Source organism: Gluconacetobacter entanii (assembly GCF_003206495.1).
Lineage (GTDB): Bacteria > Pseudomonadota > Alphaproteobacteria > Acetobacterales > Acetobacteraceae > Novacetimonas > Novacetimonas entanii.
On record NZ_NKUF01000128.1, the window covers coordinates 1 to 988 of the forward strand.

General features: G+C 55.2%; 2 pseudogenes. Both read right to left on the reverse strand.

From position 1 onward, the window contains the following. Positions 1–664 (reverse strand): annotated as a pseudogene (locus CFR72_RS16835) (transposase); the annotation flags it as partial. Positions 665–732: 68 nt separating this feature from the next. Next, positions 733–888 (reverse strand): annotated as a pseudogene (locus CFR72_RS16840) (IS5/IS1182 family transposase); the annotation flags it as partial. Positions 889–988: the final 100 nt, after the last annotated feature.

Below are 988 nucleotides of genomic sequence, written 5' to 3' on the forward strand. Positions count from 1 at the left end.
CGTCCATCCATCAGCCTGTCCGCCATAAAATCCATGGACCAGACCCTGTTGGGAAGGGCCGGAACCGACAGCTTTTCAGGCTTTTCGCGAACCAGACGCCTGCGGGGTTTAATCCGCAGGTTGAGTTCCAGTTCCCGATAGATCCGATAAACCCGCTTATGATTCCAGATATGTCCCTGCACATTGCGCAGATACAGGAAACACAGACCAAATCCCCATCTCCTGTGAGCCTGGGTCAGCCCCACCAGAAGATCGGCAATCCTGTCGTTCTCCGCTGCCAGTCGCGGACGATAGCGAAAGCAGGTCTCGGATATCCCAAAAATCCGACAGGCCAGCGCAATGCTGACCCCATGATGCGCCACAGCTTGTGCGGCCAGTTCCCGGCGCTGGGCTGGCCGCTTCATTTTTTTCCAAGGACTTCCTTCAGGATATCCGTCTGCATGCTCAAATCCGCATACATGCGCTTCAGCCGACGGTTCTCCTCTTCCAAAGCCTTCATCTGACTGATCATCGAAGCATCCATGCCGCCATATTTCGCGCGCCACCGGTAAAACGTGGCGTTGCTAATCCCATGCTCCCGGCACAGGTCAGGAACCGGGACACCGCCCTCAGCCTGGCGGATCACACCCATGATCTGGGCGTCAGTAAAGCGATCACTCTTCATCAGAATCTCCTCATCCTTACGCTGAGAAAATTCTCATTCAAAAGTCACTCTTTTTATGGGGGGATTACCAGTTTCTCACGCAGTTCTTTCGCGCGATCATAACGAATGGAACGGTATTTCGAGGCGTTGGCATCGATCTTCGTGCCGTCGATCGACACCGTGCCGAGCCGCATCAACCCCGTCTCGCGGGCCAACTCCAGCACATGCAGGAACGCCGCCTCGATCGTAAGCTCCCGGCGACTGACGCCTTGCTGAATACTTCTGGTCTGGTTCAGCTATGAAGCATGAGCGATTTAAGAGATAGGGACGCGGTACTACCTGCGA